Annotated in this window: 1 protein-coding gene; it reads right to left on the bottom strand. The window is 66.5% G+C overall.

What is annotated here, in order from left to right:
• On the bottom strand, window positions 1–1,151 hold a 1,151-nt coding region (locus KJQ96_RS38475), incomplete at both ends, for a condensation domain-containing protein (RefSeq protein ID WP_249735089.1).

Here is a 1,151-nt window from a genome sequence, read left to right as displayed (position 1 = left end):
ATGAACAGGCCCATGGTGTGGTCGGCGCCGGCACCGCCATGCATGCGGCCGAACAGCACCGTGCCGAACACCACCTGCTCTCGTCCGCTGCTCCGCGCCACCACCTGTCCCCACGCCAGATGGCACAGGCTCGCCAGGCTCACCCCAAGCCGCCGCGCCTGGCTGCGCAGCCGTTCGTGCAGTTGCTGCGGCAGCATTCGCCGCGCCTCATGGGACCTGCTGCCGTCGCCGCGGACCTCACTCAGCCCAAACGGCGTGGTCGGCTCATCGATGTCCCCCAGCATCGTCCGGAAGAACTCTTCGTGCGCTTTGGCTCCAACGCCCAGCTGCGCCTGCGCCACCAGATTGCGGAACGGCTGCGGCGCTGCGAGCTCATGCTCGTGCCCGCCGAGCAGCGCACGAATCTCGGCATGCATCACTTCCGAGGTGGCGTGATCCCCGATCAAATGGTGCTGCAGCTTCAGCAATAGCCAGCGCCCGCTGCCGGGCTCGCGCGCGATCACAAACCTCAACAACGGCGCCCGGCCAAGATCGATGCGGTGCTCGCGCGGATCAAACCGATGCCGGAGCTGCGCGTGGCCAGGACCGCCAGATCCATCCAGCTCAACCTCGGTCACATCCAGTGGCGCTTTCCGCCACACCACCTGCGCCGGGCGCGACAGCCCCTCCCAGACAAACGACGTGCGCAGAATGTCGTGCCGGTCCACCACCCGCTGAACCGCGGCAAGATAGCGGTCCAACACGCCACGCTCGGCAAACGCCATCTGCGACACCAGCAGGTACGGATCGCCTTGGCGGGCCAGCAGATGATGGAACAGGATGCCGTCCTGCAGCGGCGACAAGCCATAAATATCCTGGATGTTGCCGACCCCACCGGGCACCGTGGCGACGATCCGATCGATCTCCGGCTGAGCCAGCTCAATCAGCGGCAGCATCTGCGGCGTAATCGCCCTGCTTCTCTCCGTGATCAGGTTGGCGGGGACCGCCACTTCGTGATGGTTGCCAAGGCTCGCGGCCAGATCGGCCAGCACCGGCTTGGCGAACAAGGTCCGCACCTCGACCCCCAGTGACAGCCGTCGCAGACGCTCCATCAGTTGCACCGCCAACAGCGAGTGGCCGCCCAGCGCGAAGAAGTTGTCGTGGCGACCGAC

The sequence above is a fragment of the Bradyrhizobium sp. sGM-13 genome, assembly GCF_018398875.1.
GTDB lineage: Bacteria > Pseudomonadota > Alphaproteobacteria > Rhizobiales > Xanthobacteraceae > Bradyrhizobium.
This window is presented reverse-complemented; position numbering and strand designations above follow the sequence as displayed.